18 protein-coding genes are annotated in these 19,486 nt (G+C 73.7%); 8 read left to right on the forward strand and 10 right to left on the reverse strand.

Features of this window, described 5'->3' with window-relative positions:
- The first annotated feature begins 10 nt into the window (after positions 1–10).
- Positions 11–379 (forward strand): hypothetical protein, encoded by a 369-nt coding sequence (locus AB0I15_RS25340; protein ID WP_358100134.1) that lies wholly within the window; start codon positions 11–13, stop codon positions 377–379.
- Positions 380–402: 23 nt separating this feature from the next.
- Here AB0I15_RS25340 and AB0I15_RS25345 read toward each other — a convergent pair whose 3' ends face one another.
- On the reverse strand, positions 403–1,116 hold the full coding sequence (locus AB0I15_RS25345; protein WP_358100137.1) for a hypothetical protein: 714 nt from the start codon (positions 1,114–1,116) through the stop codon (positions 403–405).
- A 369-nt stretch (positions 1,117–1,485) separates the two neighbouring features.
- On the opposite strand from AB0I15_RS25345, the gene AB0I15_RS25350 reads away from it, so the two are divergent.
- On the forward strand, positions 1,486–2,160 hold the full coding sequence (locus AB0I15_RS25350; protein ID WP_358100140.1) for a hypothetical protein: 675 nt from the start codon (positions 1,486–1,488) through the stop codon (positions 2,158–2,160).
- A 42-nt stretch (positions 2,161–2,202) separates the two neighbouring features.
- Here AB0I15_RS25350 and AB0I15_RS25355 read toward each other — a convergent pair whose 3' ends face one another.
- The gene (locus AB0I15_RS25355; RefSeq protein ID WP_358100143.1) at positions 2,203–3,411 is read right to left on the reverse strand and encodes an FUSC family protein; all 1,209 of its coding nucleotides are present in this window, start codon (positions 3,409–3,411) and stop codon (positions 2,203–2,205) included.
- Positions 3,412–3,533: 122 nt separating this feature from the next.
- Here AB0I15_RS25355 and AB0I15_RS25360 point away from each other — a divergent pair, with 122 nt between their 5' ends.
- The 5 genes from AB0I15_RS25360 to AB0I15_RS25380 all read left to right on the forward strand — a co-directional run bounded on the left by AB0I15_RS25360 (position 3,534) and on the right by AB0I15_RS25380 (position 10,177).
- Positions 3,534–4,154 (forward strand): alpha/beta family hydrolase, encoded by a 621-nt coding sequence (locus tag AB0I15_RS25360; RefSeq protein WP_358100146.1) that lies wholly within the window; start codon positions 3,534–3,536, stop codon positions 4,152–4,154.
- Between the two features lie 88 nt (positions 4,155–4,242).
- Positions 4,243–4,881, forward strand: a complete 639-nt coding sequence (locus AB0I15_RS25365) for an ATP-binding cassette domain-containing protein (protein ID WP_358100149.1) — start codon at positions 4,243–4,245, stop codon at positions 4,879–4,881.
- Positions 4,865–6,118 (forward strand): hypothetical protein, encoded by a 1,254-nt coding sequence (locus AB0I15_RS25370; RefSeq protein WP_358100152.1) that lies wholly within the window; start codon positions 4,865–4,867, stop codon positions 6,116–6,118. The genes AB0I15_RS25365 and AB0I15_RS25370 overlap by 17 nt, the downstream gene beginning before the upstream one ends.
- Before the next feature lie 82 nt (positions 6,119–6,200).
- Positions 6,201–7,892: an ABC transporter permease subunit gene (locus AB0I15_RS25375; protein WP_358100155.1), complete on the forward strand. Its 1,692-nt coding sequence runs from the start codon at positions 6,201–6,203 to the stop codon at positions 7,890–7,892.
- Positions 7,889–10,177 carry a hypothetical protein gene (locus AB0I15_RS25380; RefSeq protein WP_358100158.1) on the forward strand — a complete coding sequence of 763 codons (2,289 nt, stop codon included), beginning with the start codon at positions 7,889–7,891 and terminating at the stop codon, positions 10,175–10,177. The genes AB0I15_RS25375 and AB0I15_RS25380 overlap by 4 nt, the downstream gene beginning before the upstream one ends.
- 70 nt (positions 10,178–10,247) lie before the next feature.
- On the opposite strand, the gene AB0I15_RS25385 is transcribed toward AB0I15_RS25380, so the two are convergent.
- From AB0I15_RS25385 to AB0I15_RS25395, 3 genes are read right to left on the reverse strand one after another with little or no spacing between them, the layout of a single operon-like run.
- Positions 10,248–11,102: a PHP domain-containing protein gene (locus AB0I15_RS25385; protein WP_358100160.1), complete on the reverse strand. Its 855-nt coding sequence runs from the start codon at positions 11,100–11,102 to the stop codon at positions 10,248–10,250.
- A 14-nt stretch (positions 11,103–11,116) separates the two neighbouring features.
- Positions 11,117–11,815: a zf-HC2 domain-containing protein gene (locus AB0I15_RS25390; protein ID WP_358100163.1), complete on the reverse strand. Its 699-nt coding sequence runs from the start codon at positions 11,813–11,815 to the stop codon at positions 11,117–11,119.
- Between the two features lie 34 nt (positions 11,816–11,849).
- Positions 11,850–12,374: a sigma-70 family RNA polymerase sigma factor gene (locus AB0I15_RS25395; RefSeq protein ID WP_358100166.1), complete on the reverse strand. Its 525-nt coding sequence runs from the start codon at positions 12,372–12,374 to the stop codon at positions 11,850–11,852.
- A gap of 168 nt (positions 12,375–12,542) precedes the next feature.
- Between AB0I15_RS25395 and AB0I15_RS25400 the strand changes: the two genes are divergently transcribed.
- Entirely contained in the window at positions 12,543–16,718 is a 4,176-nt protein-coding gene (locus AB0I15_RS25400) for an FtsK/SpoIIIE domain-containing protein (protein WP_358100168.1), read from the forward strand.
- A 64-nt stretch (positions 16,719–16,782) separates the two neighbouring features.
- On the opposite strand, the gene AB0I15_RS25405 is transcribed toward AB0I15_RS25400, so the two are convergent.
- From AB0I15_RS25405 to AB0I15_RS25425, 5 genes are read right to left on the reverse strand one after another with little or no spacing between them, the layout of a single operon-like run.
- The gene (locus AB0I15_RS25405) at positions 16,783–17,085 is read right to left on the reverse strand and encodes a WXG100 family type VII secretion target (RefSeq protein ID WP_103961595.1); all 303 of its coding nucleotides are present in this window, start codon (positions 17,083–17,085) and stop codon (positions 16,783–16,785) included.
- Between the two features lie 6 nt (positions 17,086–17,091).
- The gene (locus tag AB0I15_RS25410; RefSeq protein WP_358100171.1) at positions 17,092–17,688 is read right to left on the reverse strand and encodes a hypothetical protein; all 597 of its coding nucleotides are present in this window, start codon (positions 17,686–17,688) and stop codon (positions 17,092–17,094) included.
- Positions 17,681–17,821: a hypothetical protein gene (locus AB0I15_RS25415; protein ID WP_358100174.1), complete on the reverse strand. Its 141-nt coding sequence runs from the start codon at positions 17,819–17,821 to the stop codon at positions 17,681–17,683. The genes AB0I15_RS25410 and AB0I15_RS25415 overlap by 8 nt, the downstream gene beginning before the upstream one ends.
- On the reverse strand, positions 17,821–18,114 hold the full coding sequence (locus AB0I15_RS25420) for a hypothetical protein (protein ID WP_358100176.1): 294 nt from the start codon (positions 18,112–18,114) through the stop codon (positions 17,821–17,823). The genes AB0I15_RS25415 and AB0I15_RS25420 overlap by 1 nt, the downstream gene beginning before the upstream one ends.
- On the reverse strand, positions 18,107–19,357 hold the full coding sequence (locus AB0I15_RS25425) for a hypothetical protein (RefSeq protein WP_358100179.1): 1,251 nt from the start codon (positions 19,355–19,357) through the stop codon (positions 18,107–18,109). The genes AB0I15_RS25420 and AB0I15_RS25425 overlap by 8 nt, the downstream gene beginning before the upstream one ends.
- Positions 19,358–19,486 lie beyond the last annotated feature (129 nt).

Consider the following 19,486-nt stretch of genomic DNA (forward strand, 5'->3'; position numbering starts at 1 on the left):
GGTGATCCGGGTGCTCAAGAATCATTTGCGTCGAGACCTTCAGTGGCTCAAGCGACAGGCGCGCAAGGACAGACGGATCACCGTCGTCCTGCTCACCGGCGTGCTGGCGGCGTGGGTCCGCCAGCTCACTCCCGGCGATGGGGCCGCCTCGCCGGTGCTCCTGCTGGCCATCTCGTTCGCGCTCGTCATGAGCTCGGGCGCGGCCTGGCTGGTGTCGGCGTACTTCGTCTCCAGGAGCCTGCGGGCGCGGCGGGAGCCGGCCGAGGAGCTGCGCTGGATCTCCAGGATCAGCCGGGGCAAGGAGTGGGCGTTCTGCTCGCTGAGCGCGTACGTGGCCTGGCACCTGCTGCAGTTCGTCACCGCGCTGGTGATGAGCTGACCGGGGCGGCGGCGGGGCGTCACCTAAGGTATGGGGCCCGGGTGACGCTCCGTCGTCTCGCGCGGGGCTTCATGGAGGGTCAGGCGGGCGCGTTCGAGGGGGTCGACGCGGATGCCCGTGCCGGTGTGCGTGAACTGGACGACCTCCGCCGTGGTCAGCTCGGCCACGCCGAAGTCGGCCTCCGTGTTCGCGTCGCACCACTCGACGAGCTCCCGGGGGTTCGCCAGGGGGCGGGCGAAGTGGACGAGGCTGACGTACCAGCGGTCGCGGGTCCTGCCGTGCTCGAGGTCGCGGACGCCGCGGCACTCCAGGGCGTGGGCGTAGCGCTTCCGGAGGGTGAGCAGGGTGTCGTCCTCGAGGTGGCCGTAGACCAGGACGCCGCCCTGGTGGGGGGTCAGGCCCGCCAGGCGCACCTGGACCGGGGGCAGGCCGGTGGCGGCCTCGGTCAGGGCGTCGCCGTACGTGCGGCGCAGGGGGTCGTCCTCCGGGATGCGGGCGCGGTAGGGCTCCAGGGAGCGGAGCGTGACGTGCAGCGTCGAACCGCCGTGCACCCAGTGGCCCGGGGCGGGGACGGAGGCGGCCAGCTCCGTCAGGCGCTCGACGACGTCACCCTCGGGGCGCAGCACCGCCCCGGCGCCCCAGCGCCTCGCGCCCTCCACCATGGGGAGGTCGTGGGTGGCCCGGCCGTCCAGCAGGGCCGCACGGCCTCTGGCACGGAACTCGGCGAATTCGGACATCCGAGCAGTATGCCAGGCGACTGCCACCCCGAAAACGATCATGCCGGGCATACTGGCGGGGTGCGGGAGTGGTGCGAGAGGTGGCTGGGGGCCGCGCCGGTGCGGGAGCTCTTCCGTGCGGGGCATCTGTCGGTGGTACGCAGGGTCGAGCTGTCGGACGGGCGGCGCGTGGTGCTCAAGTGCCGGCCGCCGGACGGACGCGTCCGGGGGTGCGTCGACGTGCAGCGGCACCTGGCCGGAGCGGGCTTCCCCTGCCCGACGCCACTGACCGCGCCTGAACCACTGTCCGGGCCAGTGACTGGGCCACTGACTGGGCCACTGACTGGGCCCGAGCCATCGGCCTTGCCTGTGCCGCGCGGTTCGTGGGTCGTGACCGCCGAGGAGTACGTTCCCGGCGGGACGCAACTGGATCCCGAGGCCGATCGGGCGCGGTTGTTCGCGGCGGCGCTCGCCCGGCTCGTCCGGCTCGCTCCTGCCGTCGAAGTCGTCGCCCCGCTGACTCCGGCGCCGCCCTGGGTGGGGTGGGGGCACCGGGGGGACGGCGTGTGGCCGTGGCCCGACGACGTGGACGCCGACCTCAACGCGCGCCCCGGGCCGGACTGGCTCGACGACCTGAGCGCGCGGGTGCGGGAGCCGCTCCTCGCGACCCGGCTGGAGCCCGTCGTCGGCCATGGGGACTTCGAGTCGCAGAACGTGCGGTGGGCCGGGGACGAGGTGCGGGCCGTACACGACTGGGACAGCGCCGTCGCACTGCCCGAGCCGGCCCTGGCGGGGGCGGCCGCGGCGGTGTTCACCGAGACGGGACGGTCCGCCGTGCGCGCCACCGTGGCGGAGAGCGCACGCTTTCTGGAGTCCTACGTGGAGGCGCGGGGGGCTCGCTGGGGGCGCGCGGAATGGGAGGTCGCCTGGGCGGCCGGCCTGTGGGTACGCGCGTTCAACGCCAAGAAGGCCGTGGTCTCGGGCGCGGGGCGGCAACCGCTCGACCAGCTCGCCGACCAGGCGGAAACCCGGCTCCGGCTCATGGACGACGGCCTCGCGGGCTGAAACCCGGGGAGCGCGGCGCCGGGTCGGCCGTTTCGGGGTCCTTCAGGTGCTTTCGGGGTGGGGCCGCCGGGGGAAGGCCGCCTTGTGCGGGCCGTTGTCCGGGTCGAACTCGTGGCGGATCCTGGCGCAGTCGTCGAGCATCGCCCCCTGCAGCGACCCGAGCGCGACGTGCCGCGTCCGCCGGAACTCGTCGGCCAGCAGCCGCTGCTCGCGCTCTCCGTCGCGCAGGGCGGCCCGCAGCTCCTCCAGCTCCTCCTGACCGCCTCCGCCGAGCTGCAGCTCGCCGAAGGCGCGGAACACGCGGGAGAGCGCTTCCAGCTCCTCGGCCAAGGGTTCCGGCAGGTCCGCGGCGCGCTCCACGGGCAGGCCGCGCGCGCCGCCGATCAGGTCCACCAGGCCCCTGGCCAGGCCCCTGAGCTGGTGGCAGGCGTGGTCGAGGCAGGCGGCGGCCTCGGCCACCTGGCTCAGGCGGCGGTCGTAGCGGCGGCGGCGCAGCGACAGGCGTACGGACTCGGCCGCCTGGTCGGCGGCGTCCTTGGTCTCCTCCAGGAGCTGCGACAACCCCCTCGCCCGGTCCAGCCAGCCCTGCGCCATGTCGCTGTCCCAGTCCTGCCGCAGGCCGCGGGACATGTCCCCGGCCAGGTCGGCCAGCTCGCCGGAGAGCCGGGCCAGCTCCTTGCCGGCCTTCTCGACGAAGCGCGGCGGCAGGATGAGCAGGTTCGCCGCGATGCCGAGGCCGGCGCCCAGGAGCACGTCCGAAAGGCGTTCGAAGCCGTACGTGTGGCCCAGCGCGAACACCAGCAGCGCCGTGATCGGGATCTGCACGTTCTGGGCCGGCAGGTTCAGCAGCCGCGTCAGGACCAGGCCCGCCACCACCAGCACCGCCATCGTCACCACGTTCACGCCGATCAGCCAGATCAGCCCCGTGGCCGCGCCCACGCCCACCACCACGGCCCCGACCTGCTGCAGCCCTCGCACGACCGTGCTGTACGCGGTCGCCGACACCGTCAGCAGCACGCCGATGGGCACCAGCACCGGCAGGTCCACCTTGAGCACGTACGCCGCCAGCCACCACCCCAGCACGCAGGCCGCCGTCACCTTGACCGTCTGGATCAGCGACTCGCGCTCCATCCGCAGCCAGCGCCCGACCCCCATGCTCCGGACGCGCCCGAGCACCGACGCCCCGCCCGACACGATGCGCTCGAGCGGAGAGGCGGCACGGTCGTGCCTGCGCCCCGATTCGGTGTCCAAGGTCCCCCAACCTCCCCCTCCCATGCCCTGCCCAGGGACGCGGCGGATAGAGCCGGTCATCCGGGGGTAGCGACATGGGACGCCCACCCCCCGGCGGAGCGCTATCAAGGGAGGTGAGGCAGGTGTCCGGCGATCTGATCGTTCCCGACGCCGCCCAAGGCGTGGTGGTGTTCGCGCACGGCAGCGGCAGCGGCCGGCACAGCCCGCGCAACCGTTACGTGGCCGGCGCGCTCAACGACGCGGGCCTCGCCACGCTGCTGTTCGACCTGCTCACGCCCGAGGAGGAGGCGAACAGGGCGAACGTCTTCGACATCGGGCTGCTGGCCGAGCGGCTGCTGGCGCGTACCGCCTGGCTGCGGCGGCGGCCCGAGGTCGAGGGGCTGCCGATCGGCTACTTCGGCGCCAGCACCGGCGCGGCGGCGGCCCTCTGGGCGGCGGCCGAGCCCGGCAACCGGATCTCCGCGATCGTCTCGCGCGGCGGCCGCCCTGACCTGGCCGGGCCCCGGCTGGCGGCGGTGAGCGCCCCGACCGTGCTCATCGTGGGCAGCAGGGACCCCGTGGTGGTGGAGCTGAACGAGGGAGCGCAGCAGCGGTTGCGCGGCGACAGCCGGATGACGGTCGTGCCCGGCGCCACCCACCTGTTCGAGGAGCCGGGCGCGCTGGACGCCGTGGCCGAGCATGCCACGGCCTGGTTCACGACCCACTTCGCCGCCCCACGGAAGGAGTCGTGGATGCACACGTAGCGAGATCGTTCAACTACGTTGCCGCGACCTTTGCTTTGTGCGAACGTCGATAACGGATGACCTTCCCGACATGACGGCGGGTGCGGACGTGCCATTACTCGAGCTCTCGGGCCTCGCCTGGGGAGCCCATGGGCGGCTGCGCGGCATCGCACCCGACCCGCTGACCGTCGACTCAGGGCGCACCGCCGTGGTGGTGGCGGGCGGCGCCGCCGAGGCGGACGCCTTCATCGACATCCTGCTCGGCCTGGAGATGCCGGCCGGCGGCCGGATCAGCGTCGGCGGGCAGGAGATCACCATGCGGCTGCCCGCCGAACGCGAGATCGGGCTGGTCCCGGCGGGGGCGGGCCTGCTGCCGCACATGACCGTGGCGAAGAACCTGGCCCTGGCCGCACGCTACGGTCTGGCGCCCCCGTTCGTGCACGGCCGGGTCGAGTTCATGGCCAGGCGGATGGGCATCCACAGCCACCTGAGCGCCAAGCCGCACCAGCTCGGCCACGAGGAGCGGCTGAACGTCGCCCTGGCTCGCGCCCTGTGCCGGCTGCTGCCGGTCAAGGCGATGGTGATCGAGGACCGCACCGGTTACGGGCCCTGCCACGCGGCCGTGAGTGCCGCGCTGCGGGCCGATCCGGGGCTGGCGGTGGTCGTCGTCACCGACGACAGGACCAGGGTGGCCAGCCTCGCCTCCCCTTCTCACCTGTGGGAGATCGCCGATGTCGCTGAGCCGTAGGACGTTCCTGGCCGCCGCACCGGTGGCGGCGGTGGCGGGCTGCGGCGGCGGGCCGCCGCCGCTGCGCGTCGCGGTGGTCTGGAGCGGTGACGAGCTGCGGCACTTCCGCGAGGTGGTCAAGGGGTTCGAGGACCGGTTCCAGCGGACGGTCCGGGTCTACTCCGCGGGCGAGAACGTCAGCGCCCTGCTGCGCGGGCCCGTCGAGGAGGTCCTGCCCGACGTGGCCGTGATCCCCCGGCTGGCCCTGCTCCGGGACCTCGACGTACGCGGGCGCGCCGCCCCGTTGTCGGTCGACGCGGGGCCGTCGGCGTTCTGGCGCGAGCTCGTGTCGCGGCCGGACGGCCGGGTGCTGGCCTCCTGGTTCAAGATCGCGCACAAGTCGCTCGTCTGGCACCGGGCGCCGCGGCCGGGCGAGGCCCCCTACCGGCCGCCGGAGAACCTGGAGGCCTGGGCGGACGCCCCGGGGCGGCTGTCGATCGGCGCGGCCGAGGGCTGGGTGCTGAGCTCCTGGTTCGAGAACGTCCTGCTCGCCTGCCACCCCACGGCGTACGACACGCTCTTCGACAGCGGTGGCGGCGCGCCCGGGGAATGGGACACCCAGCCGGTCAAGGACGCGCTGCAGCGGGTGGCCCGCATCTGGCAGAACGGGCTCGACAGCGACGCGGGCAGGCGCGCGCTCACCAAGCAGTTCCACGACGCGGTCATCGACGTCTTCGTCCGCGAGACGGCCGACGTGGTGGCCGCGCCCGACTTCGCCTGGCCGATCATCGCCGCCCACGGCAAACGGTCGGCCGCCAGGCACTTCCGCTTCCCTGCCAGCGCGGGCAAGCGGGCGCCGCTGGTGGTCGGGGGTGACATGGCGGTGGCGATCCGGAGCGGCGCGGCCGTGTTCGTGGAGTGGCTGACCGGGCTGCGGGCGCGCGACGGGAACGATCCGCTGGAGCGGTGGGTGCGCGACGGCGGCTTCCTCACGCCGCTCATCCCGCCGGACCGCTCGCCCGAGCCCCTCCGGGGGCCGGCGCAGGAGCTGGCCGACGAGGCGGGCGGCCGCTACGGCCTGTCCGACCGGCTGATCGGCGGCCTGGAGGCGGGCGACGGGCGCGGGCTGTTCCGCATCCTCACCGAGCTGTTCATCGACGCCGTCATCAACCGGCACCAGCCCGACCAGGCGGCCGACACGGCCCGCGCCAAGCTCGCCGAGAGCGTGGCGCGCGACCATCGGAAAAGCACCTCATGAGGGAAACGCGACGTTCCGGAGGGGCGTCGTGTGAAGGGTGGCGCGGCGTTCCGGAGGGGCGTCGCTTGAGGGAAGGCGCGGGATGAGTGAGCGGAACGCCTTCTTGTTCGAGGTGGCGCCGCGGCACGACGCCGGCGGGCCGGCGGCCGGGCGCGGGCTCGGGCTGTGGCGCGCCGGCTCCTTCCTGCTGCTGGCGGTGCTGCTGTCCGCGGGCGCGATCCTGGTTCCGCTCCTCGTGACGGTGGCCGTCGCCTTCCTGGACCCGCAAGCCTGGCCCGACGTGCTCTCCGACGGCCAGGCGTGGCAGTCGATCGGCAACACGTTCCTGTGGTGGGTGCTGGTCGTCATCGTGTGCGCGGTGGGGCTCGGCCTGGCCTGGCTGGCGAGGAACGCGGGGCCGGTGCTCGGCGGCGTGATGCGCTTCGCCCTGGTGCTGCCCGCCGCGGTGTCCCCGCTGACGACGGGGGCGATCTTCCGGATGCTGTTCGACACCGACCACCGGCGCGGCCTGGCCGCCGCCCTGCTCGGCCGGGACGTGGCCTTCCTCGGACCCGGGTGGATCTGGCTGGTGCTCGGGCTGGCGTTCGTCTGGCAGTGGGCCGGGATCGCGTTCCTGGTCTTCCACGAGGCCCTGGCCCGCCTGCCGCACCACCTGCTGCGGATGGCCAGGGCCTTCGGGGTCGGACGGCGGCGCAGGCTCTGGTCCGTCGTGGTGCCCGCGCTGGCCGGGCCGGCGGCGCTGGCGTACCTGTTCGCGCTGGTGGCGGCGGCCCGGGTGTTCGACCTGGTGTTGATGGGCGTCCCGGGGACGATGCAGCCGCTGGTCGAGGGCGGCGCTCTGTACTGGTGGCGGCACCACGGCGACCTGGGCGCCTCGCGGGCCGCCGCGTTCGCCCTGCTGCTGTCCGGGGTGGTGGCCGCCATGGCCGCGGTCGCCCTGCTCGGGCTGCGCGGGCGCGCCGGCTGGGCCGAGCGGGTGCCCCCCGCCCGCCACGGGCGCGCCCGGTACCTGTGGCCGCTGGGCGGGGTGGTGGTGGCGCTGTGGCTGCTGCCGCTGGCCGCGCTCGTGCTCACCTCGCTGCGCGCGCCGGCCGCCGCGACGCTGACCGGGTGGTGGACCGGCGGCCCGTGGACGGTCGAGTCGTACGTGGCGGCCTGGCAGGACGACGCCTTCATGGGCGCGTTCGCGACCACCTGCCTGCGCGCGCTCGTGGTGGCCGGGCTGGTGCTGCTCGCCGCCGTGCCGGCCGCGTACGTGCTGGCCCATGAGCATCTCCTGCCGCGCCGCACCTGGCGGCCCGCGCTGCTGGTCCTGGTGGCCCTGACCGCGCTGCCGCCGCAGGCGTTCGCCGTGCCGCTGCAGCGCCCGTTCAGCCCGGGCAGCACCCTCGGCCTGGCCCTCGTGCACGCGGCGCTGGTGATCCCGCTCGCGGTGCTGGTGCTGCACAACGCGTTCGTCCGGGTGCCCGCGCCCATGCTGGTACGGGGCCGCCGGGAGCTGCTCCACGTCGTACGCGAGGCGCGGCCCGCCGTGGTGCTGGCCGGGGTGCTGGCGTTCGTGCTGGTCTGGAACGACTCGGTCGTGGGCCTGCTGTTCAACTGGCCGGCGGGCGATCATCTACCCCTGATCCTGCTGGAGGGCTCCCGCCACTTCACCACCGCCGCGGCCCCGCTGGCGGCGCAGGCGGTCATCGCGACCGTGGTGCCCGTGGCCGTGGTCCTGGCCGCCGGACGGCTGCTGTACCGAGGGCTGACGCAAGGGGTGCGGCGATGACGGAGATCTCGCGCTGGGACCGGCTGCGCTTCCGGCTCTCGCGGCTCTACCGGCGGGCCAGGAACCACCTGCCCGAGCTGAGCCTCGGCGGGCTGGTGACCGTGGCCGAAGTGCTGCTGTTCGTGCAGGAGATGGTGGAGGCGCCCTCGCTCTGGCTGGCCGCCCTCTTCGCGCTGCCCCTGCCCGTCGCGGCCTTCTGGGTCACCCGCACGTTACGCCGCCGCAGGTCGGGCCTGCCCCCACCGGTCCTCGCCCGCGTGCCGTTCCCGGACAGGATCGACGGCCTCATCGGCAGGGACGCCGAGCTGCGGCTCGTCAAGGATCGGGCCCGGGAGCACGGCGTCGTCGTGGTGCGGGGCGGGATGGGGCTGGGCACGTCCGCGGTGGCGATCAGGGCCATGTGGGACCTGGCCGGCGAGGCCCGCAAGCAGCGCTACGCCGACCTGCGCGGCCCCGACCGGGACCGCCCGGAGACGCCGCTGAGCGTGGCCCAGCGGGTGCTGCGCACCCTCAACCGGCCGCCGGGCGCCATCCAGGAGCCGGAGGACGCGACCGCGCAGGTGATCGAGGCGCTCACCGGGACCGGCTGCGTGCTCCTGCTCGACAACGTCAGCGCGTGGGGCCAGGTCTCCTGGCTGCCGCCCCGCGTGCCGGGCGCGCACGTCGTGGTGGCGGGCACGCTCACGGACGGGCCGCCGCAGCACAGCGAGCCGGTCCAGCTCGGCCCGCTCTCACCTGACGCGGGCCGGGCGCTGCTGGCCCGTCACGTCGGCGACGAACGCGTCGCCCGCGACCCCAAGGCGCTGGAGCTGCTGGTCGACGCCTGCCTGGGCAGCCCGCTGGAGATCGTCAGGGTCGGCCGGTGGCTGGCCCGCAACCCGAAGGTCCCGCTCCAGTCCCTGGTGGACGACCTGCGCAGCCTGCCCATCGACAGGACGCTCGACTTCGTGCTCAACCTGAGCATCAAGCAGCTCAGGCCCACGGCCAAGCAACTGTTCATCCTGCTGGCCGGCCTGCCGATCGCCGAGGTGGACCACCTGGCCGCCGCGGCGCTGCTCGGCGTGCCGTCGGCCGAGGACGCGATCGAGGAGCTGGCCGGGCTCGGCCTGCTGGAGAACGTGCGGATGGCCCGGGTCAGGGTGACGGGCGCGTTCCGCGGCGGCACCGCGACCGGTACGCCGCGGGAGAGCGCGGCCTGGCGGCGGCTGGTCGAGCACTTCGCGGCGCGGGCGGGCTCGTACGCGGCCCTGCTGCCCGCCGACGAGGCCCGCACCTTCTTCGCGATCGAGGACCGGGTGCTGCTGGAGGTGCTGGCCCGCGAGCACCCCGGCCCCAAGACCGGCCGCGCGCTCGGGCGGATCGCGGACGCGCTGGAGACCTGGTTCCGGCTCGAACAGCGGCACGAGGACCGGCTGCGCGCGGCGCAGGCGCTGGCCAAGGCCGCCCAGGCGCTCGGCGACGGACGCGTGCGGGCCACGGCCGAGCTGCGCCAGTGCGCGATCCTGCTCACCTGGGGCGACCCGCGCGGCGCCCGGCAGCACTTCGGCCAGGCGGCCGAGCTGTACGGCGACAGGACGCTCTGGCCCGCCGAGCTGCACCTGGAGCAGGCCGCGATCCTGCTCGCGGAGGGCGACGAGTTCACCGACGTCGAGTCCGCGCTGGTGCGCTACGGGCAGGCGCTGGCCGGTGGGGACGTCGCCGGGCACGCGCTCCGGCTGGCCGACGTGGCGGCGCTGCTCATGCGCAAGGGCCAGACGCTCGACCACGACGGCCGCGGCCCCGAGGCCCGCCGCCTGTACGCCGACGCCCGTGCCGTGCTGTTCGAGTCGCTCGACCTGGCGGGGCGGGCCGGCGACCCCGGCGGGCAGGCGCACGCCCACGAGCTGCTCGCGCTCGCCCACCGCTACCTGAGCTCGCCCTACGACGCGAACTACCACCTGGAGCAGGCCGAGCGGTGCTACGGCGGGACCGCGGACGAGATCGGGCGGGCGCGCTGCCTGGTGCAGCGGGCCGGGGCGCTGCTGGAGGAGGCCGAGAACCGGCCGCCGGCCCAGGTGGCGGCGGAGGAGGCCGAGGAGCGGGCGATCGCGCTGCTGGAGGAGGCCGCGCCGCGGCTGCCGCCGACCGGGGTGAGCACTGCGCTGGCCCACCTGCACCTGGGCCGGCTGCGGCGCGAGCGGGCCGAGGAGCACCAGGAGGCCGGGCTCGCGGCCCTGCGCCCCTGGGACGGGATCGCCGAACCGAAACAGGTCGGCGAGCTGCGGGCGCGGTTACTCGCCCTGTGACAAACCGGGCGAGAAGCCCGGGTGAGAAGTCCTGCGAGACGTCCTGTGAGAAGTCCTGCTAGAGGCCCTGCTAGTGGGCCTGGGCGGCGACGGGGGTGGCGCCGATCGCCGTGGTGGTCAGGCGTTCGTAGACCTCGGCGGAGGTCGTTTCGCAGCCCAGGCGGTGCCCGGTCAGCTCGCCGTGGTCGTCGCTGGAGCCGGTCACGGCCAGGCCGAGGTCGCGGGCCAGCCCGCGCACGTGCTCCCGGGCGGCCGCGTCGTGGTCGAGGTGGTCGGCCTCCACGCCGAAGAGCCCGGCCGCCGCCAGCTCACCGATCCACTCGTCCGGCACGACCTTGCCGCGCTCGGCCGCCTTCGGGTGGGCCAGCACCGCCGCCCCACCGGCCGCCCGCACCAGGCGAACCGCCCGTTCGGGGTCGAGGGCGTAGCGGGAGACGTGTGCGCGACCGCCCGCCCCGATCCACTCCGGCGTGAACGCCAGCGCGGGCTCGGCGATCGCCCCGGCGGCGACCATGGCGCGGGCGATGTGCGGCCGCCCGACCGGGCTTCCGGCGGCCAGCTCGGCCACCTGTTCCCAGGTCACCGGCACCCCCAGGGCGACCAGCCGCTCGACGGTCAGGCGGGCGCGGACCTCGCGGGCCTCCCGGATGCGCGCGCATTCGGCCGCCAGCTCCGGCTCGAGCGGGTCGAACAGGTAGGCCAGCAGGTGGATGCTCTGGCCGCCGCGCCGGCACGAGAGCTCCATGCCGGGCACCAGCGTGAGCCCGGCGGGCAACGCCTCGATGGCCGCGCGGTGCCCGGCGACGGTGTCGTGGTCGGTCAGGGCGAGCACGTCGAGCCCCCGCTCGCGGGCCCGGCGCACCACGTCCGACGGCGGCTGTGTGCCGTCGGACGCGGTGCTGTGGCTGTGCAGATCGATACGCATCGCCCTCGATCTTGTCAGACCGCGATGGTGGCCAGGCTTCTGCCGTCGAAGGTCTCGACGGTGAAGTGGTTCAGGTCGGACTGCGGCAGGCTGGTGCCCCCGTGCAGCACCAGCGGGTCGGGGGAGCCAGGCACGCCGTACCCCTTGTCCGGCACGCCCCAGCTCGCCACGACCTCCGAGCGGCCGTCGTCGCCGACGGCCTTGAGCCGGCACTGCAGCGGCCCCTTGACACCCTTGAGCTCCAGCGCGACATGGGTCCCCCAGCCCTTGTCCTCCAGGCCGACGACGCCTGACACCCCGGTGGCGGCGTCGCTGAAGGATTGGGTGCGGCCGGTGAGGAGCAGGTCGCGGGCCGGGCCGTGGATGCTGTCGGGGTTCGGGCCGCTGTTGGTGAAGGAGCCGACCGCGAGGAAGACGCCGGCCGCGACGACGAGGCAGGCGGCGGCGGTCATGAACGTGCGGTGGAAACGGCGGCGCCGCCGTTCGGCGGCGGCCCGGCGTACCAGGAGGGACTCGACCTGCGCGTCCGGTGGATGAGGCAGGAGGTCGTCCGGGTGGACGGTCTTGATCAGCTCCCCCATGGCGACGAACGTACCGACCTCCCCGGCACAGCTCGCGCAGCCGTCAAGATGGCGCTCGAAAGCGGCCCGCTCGTCGTCTCCGAGCAGGCCGAGCGCGTACGCGGCCACGTCCTCGTGCTGTATCTCCGTCATGGCGCCACCCCCCAGTTCGCGTGACGCACCTTGATCACGGCAACGTCACCCCCCTTTCGTCCAACGCGACACGCAGCGCGCGCATTGCGTAGTAAACGCGGGACTTCACCGTGCCCACGGGCACGCCGATCGTCTCCGCCGCCTGCTGGACCGTCCGGTCCAGCAGGAACGTCTCTGTGAGCACCTGGCGGTGCGCGGGAGAGAGCGAAAGCATGGCGTCGGTCACGACGATCTCCCTCAGCAGTCGCTCGTCCTCGGCTGCCACGGGCGCGACGCGTTCGGGGATCTCCTCGACGGTGTCGAGGGGGCGGGAGCCGGAGCGGCGGCGGTTGTCGATGACGACGCGGCGCGCCACGGTGGCCAGCCAGGGCATCAGCGAGCCGGAGTCCGTACGCAGCTCGTGCAGGTTGCGCCAGGCGCGCACCAGGGTCTCCTGGACGACGTCCTCTGCCCAGCGTCGATCGCCGCCCGTCAGCCGGACGGCGAAGGCCATCAGGGAGGGGCCGTATTCGCGGTAGAGGGCTTGGACCATGGCTTCGTCGGTCACGCGGTGTTTCACGCCTGCGGCTCCTCGCGCTGCGGATATCATCAAATATCCCGCTAGGTACGCCGATATTGGATTTATTACTCTAGCCACGGACGGACGCCCGGGTCAGGTACTTTGCCCTGTTACTGAGCAGTTAGATTTCTTGGTTAAATCGGGCTTCAGTCCCCTGGAGAGGGGATTATGATCATTCGGTTGACGGTCCGCGACCCCGCGGCCTCCAGCGCGGTCGACGTCGAGGTGACGGCCGAGCCGCAGACCCTGATCGGCTCCCTGCTGCGGGCCCTGCCCTTCCCCGTTCAGGGACGCCCCTGCTTCGTCGGCAGCGGCAAGCTCGACCCCGAATCCACGGTCGCGGAGAGCCCCCTGGTGCCCGGGGCGACGATCAGTGTGGGCGAGCCCGAGCGTGTGCCGCCCTGGCGCCCGCTCGCCGCGGCCGGCGCGATCCGCGTCTTCGCCGGCCCCGACGCCGGCCAGGTGGTCTGGCTGAGCCCCGGCAGCCACGTCATCGGCCGCGAATGGACCGACATCAGCCTCCTGCGGGACCCGAAGGTGTCTAGGCAGCACGCGCGGCTGGACGTGTCGTGGTCGGGCGAGGCCACGGTCGTCGATCTCGGCTCGCGCAACGGGACGACGGTGGACGAACTGGGCCTGCGGGGCCCGGCGGTGCTGCGCCCCGACGGGGTGCTGCAGGTGGGCGACAACCGGCTGCGGTGGGCGCCGCTGCCGCCGTCCCGGCTCAGGACCGCCCGCGCCAGGGACGGGCACATCGACTTCGACCGGGCGTTCTCACCCGCTCCCGCCGTGCCGGGGGCCAGGCTCGCCCTGCCCAGGAACGAGGTGCCGCAGCGCAATATCGCGGTCGCGCTGCTTTCGTCGCTGCTGCCGCTGCCCATTTCCATCGCCATGGCGATCCTGTTGAAAAGCGCGTATTTTCTGCTGTTCGGAATTTTGACGCCGATCACGTTCTTCGCCACGCAGTGGGCGGAAGGGCGGCAGCGCAAGAAGAAAGAGCGGGAGTTCGACGAGCGCAGGCGGGAGACCGTCGAGCTGATGCGCCGGCACGTCGTGCACGAGCAGTGGCTTCGGCACGTCGTCGCCCCCGACGAGGTGGACCTCACGTTCGCGGCCACCCACGAGGGCCCCGGGCTGTGGCCGCGCAACGCCGACTCCCCCGACGGCCTGACGCTGCGCGTGGGGGTGGCCGACGAGCCGGCCACGATCGGCTTCGACGGCGAGCAGTGGCCGGACTTCGTCAAGCCGCTGCTGCGCGGGGTGCCGGTCACGGTGGACCTGCGCGAGATCGGCGTCCTCGGCGTCATCGGCCCGCCCGAGCCGGTGGACGCCCTGCTGCGCTGGCTGCTGGTCCAGCTCGGCACCTTGCGCGCGCCGGACGAGCTGCGCCTGGTCCTGATCACCGCGTCCGGCGGCGAGCATCTGGCCTGGGCGCGCTGGCTGCCGCACCTCAACGTGGACGGCCCCGTACCGTGCCTGGTGGGCAACACGCGGGAGACCAGGACCGAGCGCATCGAGGAGCTGAAGGACCTGGTCAACGAGCGCCTCAAGGTCAGGGACCGCCGCTTCGGCGAGGAGGTGGTCGTCGTCCTCGACGGCGCTCGCGCGTTACGCGACATCCCGGGCATGAAGGAGGTGCTCAGGGAGGGCCCCTCGGTCGGCGTGTACGTGATCTGCGCCGACCAGCGCAGCCTGAACGAGTGCCGCGGCGTCTGCGAGCTCGACGGCGCCGGCATGCTGCTCACCCGTGGCCGTCAGGGGCTGCCGGTGTCGGTGCAGCCCGAGAGCCTCGGGGAGCAGGCCGCCGAGCGCATCGCCCGCGCCGTGGCCCCCATGCGCGACCGGCTCACGCTGGCCAGGGCGGACAGCGTGATCCCCGACGCCGTCCGCCTGCTGAACGTGCTGGACCTGGCGGAGCCGTCGGCCGAGGCCGTGCTGTCGCGCTGGAGCGCCGATCCCGGGCCGACCACCCGCGTGTGCGTCGGGGCCGACGGCTCGGGGGCCGTGACCGTGGACCTCGCGACGGACGGGCCGCACACGATGCTGGGCGGGGCGACGGGGGCGGGGAAGAGCATCCTGCTGCAGACCCTGGTCACCTCGCTCCTGCTGGCCAACCGGCCGGACGAGCTCAACCTGGTGCTGGTCGACTTCAAGGGCGGCGGCGCGTTCCTGCCGTTCGAGCACTGCCCGCACGTCGTGGGGCTGATCCGCTCGACCGGGGACACGGCGGCCGACGTGTTCGACGAGAGCGCGGCGCGGCGGGTGCTGGCCTCCGTACGGGCGGAGGTGCGGCGCAGAGAGGCCACCCTGGCCCGGTACGGCGGCGAGATCGACGTCTACTGGAACGCGGGCGGCCGGCTGCCACGCCTGGTCATGGTGTTCGACGAGTTCGCCCGCGTGCTGGAGACCTCGCCCGACTTCCTGCGCGAGCTGGTCAACGTGGCGGCCAAGGGGCGCTCGCTGGGCATGCACCTGGTGCTGGCCACCCAGTCGCTGCAGGGCAAGCTGTCGCCCGAGCTGAAGAACAACATCTCGCTGCGCATCACCCTGCGGCAGAACGAGCCCTCCGACAGCACCGAGGTGCTCGGCGTGCCCGACGCCGCCACCATCCCGTCGCGGCTGCGCGGCCGGGGCATGATCATGCGGGTGGGCGGTGAGCAGCGCACTCCCCAGCTCTTCCAGACGGGTTATCTCGGCGACCCGCCGCCCACCGGCGCGGCCACGGCCTCGGCGCGGCTGCTGCCCTGGCCCACGCTCGGCCTGCCTCGGCCCGAGAACAGGGACGCGCCGCGGGCCGGGCGTAGCGACCAGGATCTGGCCATCGCGGCGGTGATCGCGGCCTCCGGGCGACTGCCCGCCGCGCCGCCGTTCCGGCCGTTGCTGCCGCCGCTGCCGGCCGTGGTGCCGCTGATGGAGCTGGAAGCCGACGGGGTGCCGTACGGGCTGGCGGACGATCCGGTCAACCAGGCGCAGCCCGCGATGGGGCTGGACCTGGCCGGGACGGAGCGGCTCATGGTCGCCGGCGGGCCGCAGTCGGGGCGGACCACGTTCTGCCGCACGTTGCTCTCCAGCCTGGCGGCGCGCTGCTCGCCTGCCCAGGTGTGGCTGTACGTCGTGGAGAACCAGCCGGGCGGACTGGCCGCGTACGCGGACCTGCCGCACTGCGGCGCGGTCGCCGGGGCCGGGGAGCCCGACCGGGTCCGGCGGATCGTGACGTGGCTGGCGGGCGAGGTGGAGCGGCGGCGACTGTCCCGGCTGTCGCCCGGCGGGTCCGACGCGCCGGCCATCGTGTTCGTGATCGACGGCTGGGAGTACTTCGAGGATCGCGGCAACCCCGACTTCTTCGAGACGCCGCTGCTGGTCACCCTGCGGGGCATCGTGGCCGGTGGGCCGCAGGTCGGGGTGCACACGGTGGCCGTGGGCGGGCACGACATGCTGCGGGGCAAGACGCCCGACCTGTTCTCGCGGCGGTTGTTCCTGCCGTTCCCCAGGGAGGAGACGCGGCGGGCGTACCTGTCGTCGGGGATGGTGTCGCCACCGGTGCTGCCGGGGCGGGCCATCGAGGCGGCCGGCGGGCTGCACGTGCAGATCTGCCTGCCGCCCGAGCGGGTGCCGCACCCGCCCGCGCCCGCCCGGCACAGCCGCGAGCCGGCGTGGCCGGTCAAGGCGTTCCCGCCGCTGCCGGCCCGGGTGCCGTTCGACGGCTCCGCCATCGGGGTCGGCGGGCCCGAGGTCGCCCCGGTCGGGCTGGACCTGTTCGAGACGGGGCCGCACCTGGTGCTGGTGTCGGGGCCACCCGGGTCGGGACGCAGCAACGCGGCGCTGGTCATGGCCACCACGCTGCTGCGGGCCGGGGTGAACGTGCTGGCCGTCGGCCCGCCCCGCTCGCCGCTGGTCCGGTCGCTGCCGGGGGCGCGGACGCTGGCGGGCACCTCGTTCGCCGACGCCGACCTGCGCGAGGTCGTCGCCGCCTTCGAGGGCCACCCGTACGCCGTCGTGATGGACGACTTCGACCAGCTCACGATCACGCCCGCCGAGAAGGGGTTCGACACGCTGCCCACGCTGCCGCAGGACATCCTCGCGCCCGCCGAGCTGGGACGGCGGGCGCTGATCCTGGCCGGTGACGCGACGCCGCTGCTGGAGGGGCATCGGCGGTCGCTGGCCGGGGAGGTCACGGAGATGCTGCGGTCGGGAACGCGGTTTTTGCTGACCCCCACCAACCGGGTGATCGCCCGGGAGCACGGGGTGCACCTCGAACCGGACCAGTTCTTCGCCGGGCCGGCGGGGCGGGCGTACCTGGCCACGGCCCGGCGGCTGGAGCTGGTTCAGCTCGCCTCGATGTAGACGCGGAGCCTCTTGGGCCTGCCCGCCGTGTTGCGCCCGCGGCCCTGCTCGGCCCCGGGCGGTCTCACGCGCCCGCGCCTCCGCTCAGCGAGGCGTCCAGCTCGCGGTGCTTGGCGATGGCGGTCTTGAGGAACTGGCTCATGCCCTCCAGGCCCTGCATGACCTGTCGGGCGCCGTTGTTCCACTGGTCGTAGTCCTGCTGGAACTTGCCGGAAGCCCGCTCGGTGACGAAGTCGCTGCTCACGAGCTGGTCGATCATCGACTTGAGCTGGGTCAGGCGGCTCTCGATGTCCTCCTTCTCCTTGTTCAGCCGGGTCGCGCTGTTCTCCACCTGCGGGAAACTCAGGTGATGGGTCCCACCTGCCATGACGATTCACTCTCCTTCGGGGCCGGACCAGGCCAGGGTGGCGCTGATCGCGTCGAACAGGTCGAGCATGGGCTCGGTCAGACTGAGGTGCGGGCTGGTGAGCACCAGGTCCAGCACGCCGTGCCCGCCGGGCACGGGGATGAGCGTCTGCGTGGTCACGGCCTCGATCTCGCCGGACTCGACACCGGTCACCCGTACGGCGCGGCCCGCGTCGAGTTCCACGATCCGCACGTCCCGCCAGGCCGGCGTGTCGTGCCTGGGCGGGATGGCGATGACGCCGGAGGCGATCGCCTCGACGGTGTTGCCCTCCGGGTCCGGGCGGCCCCTGGTGTGCAGGACCATGAGCGTGGCCAGGACCGTGCCGACGTCCTCGACGTGGTCGGTCATCGCCGCGCCGAAGACGGCGCCGTGCCGCGCCGCCATGTCGGCGACCTCGCGCAGCACCTTCAGCAGCACCGACCGGTGCGGCGCCAGCCCCGGCGCGGCGGCCACGCGGGCGTCCACCAGGCGGGCCAGGTCACCGGTACGGCCGGCGCGCCAGACGTCGAACTCGTACCAGGATTCGGGCACCCGTACCGTGAACCCGAAGGGGAGGTCAGTCATTGACGTACTCCTCCGTGAGGGAGACCCGCGTCGTGGTCGCCGGCGAGGTCCTGTCCGTCAGCGCGAACACCAGCGAGGCGGCGATCGTCGCGACCAGGACGCCGGTGAGCACGCCGAGCACGAGGTCCTTCATCACGCGCTCCTCTGTCCGGTGGACAACGAGTCGGCCAGCGAGCCGTCGAGCGTGCCGGTGCCCTCGACGAGGGCGTCGAGCAGGCCGGCCGCGCGTTCGAGCAACTGGTCCATGCGCTCGCGGTTGTCGGAGGACTCCTCGAAGAACCTGCGCATGGCGTCGTCCACCTTCTCCGAGCCGGTTCTCGCGTCGAGCGCGCCGGTCTTTCCGCCGTCCAGCGCGGCGCGAATGGATTTGAGGTCGCGCGAGACGTTCGCGGCCTCCTGGCGGTCGGCGGTGAATTCCTCAGCCATTCGGTGTCTCCCCCTCGATGACTTCGAAGGCGCGCCAATCCCGATAAACGGTCTCGACGTCCAGCGGGCCGTTGATCCTGCTGTCCATCCGCAGCTCCAGGCGTCTCGGGAGCCCTTGTCCGTCCACCCACAGGGTGAAGGCGACCGGCCCCTCCGCCCCCGACCCCGCATACGCGGCGATGCTCTCCTCACCCCTGATCCGGTGCGCGAGCGCCGATCCCGTGATCGTGCGCCCGCCGCCCCGCGCGGGCGTGGCGCTGACGCCGGGCCCGGCCGCGTCGAGCAGGGCCTTGATCGTGTACGGGGAGCTGTAGCGGCGCACCGCCGCACCCTCCGACTGGGCGCACTCCTCCGGCGCCGGACGGCCCGCGTCGAACCGTGAGCCGGCGGCCACTCCCTCGTTCCCCGCGAGGGACACCTCGACGGGAGCTGGAGCGTTCCCACACGTCAGGCTCATCTCGTACGACGTGGCGCCGTCCCGGTCGAAGCTCAGCCGGCCCTCGGCGGTGATCTCCCCGGCCCGCTGCTGGAACGTGGCCGTGCGGCGGCCGATCGCGCTGATCACGTCGTCGGTGTCCGGCTGCCGCGCCGGGCCGGCGATCATGGCGACCACTCCGGACGCCCCCGCGACGAGGAGCACGCCGATCGCCAGCCCCAGCAGGTAGGCGGGCCTGCGCCAGAGCGGCGCGGGCACGGGAACCGGCGCGACGGGGGCCGACTCGTCCGGCCTGGTCCGCCGCTCGGCCTCGAGCAGCAACTCGTGCACCGTGGCGCCGCGGGCGGCGCCCGAGTGACCGAGCAGGATGCGGACCAGGTCGACGGCGGACGGGCGCGACCCCGGCTCCGCGCGGCGGCACTCGTCGATCACCGCGCGCAGGGCCGGGAGCAGCCGGTCGAGATCGGGCTCCGCGCCCTCGCCCGGGTCGCGCCCGGTCGCCGCGAAGACGATCACGTCGGCCCAGTCCCTGACGTCGCTGGCGGGAAAGAGGCTGTCGCGCGGCCCCGGGGCGAAGAGCACCTGACCGCGCGGCCCGATCAGGACGTTTCCCGGGCTGAGCCGCAGTCCCGCGATCCCGCCCAGGTGCAGCCTGGCCATGGTGGCCGCGGTGCCGAGCGCGAGCAGGTAGAGCGCCTCTCCCCGGTACGGCCCCGCCGCCCCGACGACCGCGGCGAGCGATTCGCCTCTTCCCAGGTAATCGCGCGGCCGTAGGGCCAGGCCGTCGCTCCATCCCTGAAAGTCCATCGCCATCCCCGTCACCCGAGCAGAGCAGTGGATGCACGCGGATGAGCCGGTTTCCCGGCCGTCCTACGTGCCGTTTCCGCCAGGTTGTACGCCGTCGGCAGGAGAACGGTTCAACGTCATTCAGGACGG

Origin of the sequence: Nonomuraea sp. NPDC050643, from assembly GCF_040654715.1 — a bacterium.
Classification (GTDB): Bacteria; Actinomycetota; Actinomycetes; order Streptosporangiales; family Streptosporangiaceae; genus Nonomuraea.

Excerpts from the sequence above, each read along its gene's own strand:
- AB0I15_RS25345 (WP_358100137.1), bottom strand. The coding sequence starts at position 1,116 with ATGTCCGAATTCGCCGAGTTCCGTGCCAGAGGCCGTGCGGCCCTGCTG.
- AB0I15_RS25370 (WP_358100152.1), top strand. The coding sequence starts at position 4,865 with ATGTCGCTGAGCCGTAGGACGTTCCTGGCCGCCGCACCGGTGGCGGCG.
- AB0I15_RS25375 (WP_358100155.1), top strand. The coding sequence starts at position 6,201 with ATGAGTGAGCGGAACGCCTTCTTGTTCGAGGTGGCGCCGCGGCACGAC.
- AB0I15_RS25380 (WP_358100158.1), top strand. The coding sequence starts at position 7,889 with ATGACGGAGATCTCGCGCTGGGACCGGCTGCGCTTCCGGCTCTCGCGG.
- AB0I15_RS25385 (WP_358100160.1), bottom strand. The coding sequence starts at position 11,102 with ATGCGTATCGATCTGCACAGCCACAGCACCGCGTCCGACGGCACACAG.
- AB0I15_RS25390 (WP_358100163.1), bottom strand. The coding sequence starts at position 11,815 with ATGACGGAGATACAGCACGAGGACGTGGCCGCGTACGCGCTCGGCCTG.
- AB0I15_RS25400 (WP_358100168.1), top strand. The coding sequence starts at position 12,543 with ATGATCATTCGGTTGACGGTCCGCGACCCCGCGGCCTCCAGCGCGGTC.
- AB0I15_RS25405 (WP_103961595.1), bottom strand. The coding sequence starts at position 17,085 with ATGGCAGGTGGGACCCATCACCTGAGTTTCCCGCAGGTGGAGAACAGC.
- AB0I15_RS25410 (WP_358100171.1), bottom strand. The coding sequence starts at position 17,688 with ATGACTGACCTCCCCTTCGGGTTCACGGTACGGGTGCCCGAATCCTGG.
- AB0I15_RS25415 (WP_358100174.1), bottom strand. The coding sequence starts at position 17,821 with ATGAAGGACCTCGTGCTCGGCGTGCTCACCGGCGTCCTGGTCGCGACG.
- AB0I15_RS25420 (WP_358100176.1), bottom strand. The coding sequence starts at position 18,114 with ATGGCTGAGGAATTCACCGCCGACCGCCAGGAGGCCGCGAACGTCTCG.
- AB0I15_RS25425 (WP_358100179.1), bottom strand. The coding sequence starts at position 19,357 with ATGGACTTTCAGGGATGGAGCGACGGCCTGGCCCTACGGCCGCGCGAT.